The sequence below is a fragment of the Kitasatospora sp. NPDC091257 genome (genome assembly GCF_044757675.1).
GTDB lineage: Bacteria > Actinomycetota > Actinomycetes > Streptomycetales > Streptomycetaceae > Kitasatospora > Kitasatospora lactacystinica.
The window spans coordinates 1-2,967 of sequence record NZ_JBIVVI010001122.1 but is presented as its reverse complement, the minus strand read 5'-3'; the positions used below and the strand labels follow the sequence as shown (position 1 = coordinate 2,967).

General features: G+C 77.5%; 2 protein-coding genes. One reads left to right on the top strand and one right to left on the bottom strand.

The window, feature by feature from the left end; all coding sequences use genetic code 11:
- Positions 1–241: 241 nt before the first annotated feature.
- On the top strand, positions 242–1,252 hold the full coding sequence (locus ACIQOV_RS35205; RefSeq protein WP_359914633.1) for an aminoglycoside phosphotransferase family protein: 1,011 nt from the start codon (positions 242–244) through the stop codon (positions 1,250–1,252).
- Between the two features lie 171 nt (positions 1,253–1,423).
- On the opposite strand, the gene ACIQOV_RS35200 is transcribed toward ACIQOV_RS35205, so the two are convergent.
- On the bottom strand, positions 1,424–2,680 hold the full coding sequence (locus ACIQOV_RS35200; RefSeq protein WP_401054911.1) for an acyl-CoA dehydrogenase family protein: 1,257 nt from the start codon (positions 2,678–2,680) through the stop codon (positions 1,424–1,426).
- Between the last annotated feature and the right edge of the window lie 287 nt (positions 2,681–2,967).

The following is a 2,967-nucleotide window of genomic DNA, read 5'->3' as shown; positions in this document are numbered from 1 at the left end:
CCCTCAGCCCATGTACTCCTCAGCGACGACCCCCACGCCCACCGCGACCCGCCCCGCGCTGCGCCCCCCCGCCGCAGCCGCCGGCCGCACCGGCCCGAGGGCGGTGCCCCCGGCGAGCCGTCCGGCGGCCCCGCGCGGCGCGGAGGGCCGGGCCACGGACACCCGGGTCGTCCCGACCGGCCGCACGGCGCTGGGCCCCACCGGCCGTACCGCGCTGGGGCTGCGCGCCCCCGAGACCGCCATGCCGGCCGGTGGCCGGATGCCGCTGGCCCGGCAGGCCGACGGCCAGGTGCTGCGGGCCCGGCGGCCCGGCCAGCCCGGCGGCGGCCCCGAGCGGATCGATCCCTCGGCGCTCCAGACCCCGGCGGTCCGGGCGGCGCTCGCCAGTGTCGCGCGGATATGTCCCGCGTTCACCCCGCGCCAGGTCCTGCGCGAGGGCAGCCGCCACATCCTGGTGGCGGGCACCATCGGGCGGGCTCCGGTGGTCGCCAAGTGCCTGGCGCCGCAGGCGGTGCGGAGTGAGTACTTCGAGCAGCTGGTGGCCGACTTCCACCACGAGGTCGCGGTCTACCGGGCGTTCGTCCGGCACCGCCCGCCGGTGCGGCTGCCCCGGCTGGTGGCGGCCGACCACGACCGGTGCGTGCTGGTCATGGAGCGCGTCCCCGGGCGCCCGGCCGCCCGCGAGCGCCACCCGGTCAACGCGCCCACCCCGGGCGAGGTGCGGGCGCTGCTCACCGCGGTCCGCACGCTGAACCTGTGGCGGCCGCCGACCGACGTCTTCCAGCCGCGCCTGGACTACCAGTTGGAGATCGCCCGCTACCACTCGGTGGGCCAGCTCACCGACCGGGACGCCGGCGACCTGCGCGGCCTGCTGCACGGCCTCGGCCACACCCCGCTCCAGCTCTGCCACGGCGACGCCCTGCTCAGCAACATGCTGCTGGCGCCGTCCGGCCCGGTGCTGGTCGACTGGGAGCAGGCCGGCTGGTACCTGCCCGGCTACGACCTGGCGGTGCTCTGGAGCGTCCTGTCCGGGGACACCGCGGCACGCCGCCAGATCAGCCAACTCGCCCAGAACGGCGGCACGATGGCCCGGGACGCGTTCCTGGTGAACCTGGTGCTGGTGCTCATGCGGGAGATCCGGCTGTACGACGTGCCGGGCGCCGGCGAGGAGCAGCGGATCATGATCCGCCGGCTCTACGACGACGCGGCGCTCGCCCGCCGCGCCGTCCGCGCCGCGGTCGGGACCCGCTGAGCCGCGGGGGTCCGGCCCCGTCCCGCCCGCCCTGCCCTGCTCGCCCCGCTGGTCGGCGCGGGCGGGGCGCGGCGGTGGGGCCCGGGCATCGCCGGGCGGAGGTCGGGGGCCTCTCCCGGCCGCCGGGCCGGGGCACGTCGTGGCTCCGGGAACGACCGCCGGGCCCGGGCGCTACGGCCGGGTGCCCCGTTCGAGCGCGGCCCGTCCGACGGCCTCCAGGACGGTCTCGTCGACGGCCAGGTGCACCCGGCTGCTGAGCACGTCCCGCAGGTAGCGCTCCAGCGGGTGACGCCGGCTCAGGCCGGGGTTGCCGGTGAGGGCGACGGCCTGCTGGACCACCGCCGTCGCGGCCCGGGTCGCCAGCAGGTGGGCCGGACCTGTCCGGGCGACCGCCTCCGGCTCGCCCCGGTCCACCCGGGAGGCCAGCCCCTCGACCAGTTCCTCGGCACCGATCAGCTGGGCCTCGATCTCGCCGAGGGCGGTCCGGTAGCGCGGCAGAGTGCCGAGCGGCTCGGTCAGGTTGGCCGGAGTGCGCTGGTTGAGGAAACGGATCAGCCAGGCCTCGGCGGCCCGGGCGACGCCGATCGCCACCGCGGAGAGGGCCAGGTCGTGCCAGGCCAGGGAGAGTTCGGCCTCGGCGTCGACGCCCTGACGGGCCGTCCGGCGGCCGGTGGTCAGGCCGAGCGCGAGGTCGACCGGCACCCGGACCCCGTCCAGTACGACATCGTGGCTGGCGCTGGCCCGCAGGCCGAGCTGGTCCCAGGTCGGGTCGATCTCCAGGCCCTCGCTCTCACCGCGGACCAGGAAGGTGCCGACCCTCGGCTCCTCCTCGTCGGTCCGCGCGGTGACCGCCATCCAGGCGAGCGCCTCGGCGCCGGTGCAGTACGTCTTCCGGCCCGTCAGCAGCCAGCCGTCGCCGTCCCGTCGGGCGACCGTGGCGGGCAGCTCGCCCACGACGGCCCCGGGCTCCGCCCGCAGGGTGTTGATCAGTACCGGGCCGCGCCGGGACTCGGTGAGCAGCCGCCGGTAGCCGGCCGTCGGCCAGTCGGCGCGGCGGGCCTGCTCGGCGTGCCGGAGCAGGGTGAAGGCGGTGACCACGGCCACCGAGGCGTCGCCGCGGCCGAGTTGGGACAGCACCCGGACGGTGTCGGCGAGCGTTCCGCCCGGACCGCCGTACCGCGCGGAGACGGTGAGGGTGAGCAGCCCGGCCTCGTGGACCGCCTCGATCCCCTGGTAGGGGAAGGTCGCGTCGCGGTCGTGCTCCTCGGCGCGGGCGGCCAGCAGGTCGACCACCCGGGGCAGCCCGGCGAGAGCGGCCTCGATCCCGGTGCGGTCGGGCACGGGGTCGGTGGTGGCGGAGGCGGAAGCGGAAGCGGCGGGCGCGGTGGCGGAGGCGGAACGCACCGGGCCGGCGGAAGCGGCGGGCACGGGACCGGCGGTACCGGTGGGTGTGGAACCGGTGGATTCGAGATGGCCGGAATCGGACCGGTCGGAATCCGCCGTTCGCGGGGCGGTCCGGGAACGGCGTCCGGCGGGAGCGCCCTCGGACGCACGATCGACGGTCGAACGGTTGACGGTGCGGGTCGTCATGATGCGGTGCCTCCGGGCGACAGCGTGGGCTCGGCGAATGCGGGCGGCACGCCGTACGGGCGCGCGGTACCGACTGGCGGCCCCGGAGGCCGGCTCACGGCCCGCCCCCTGGTGTCGGCGCCGAC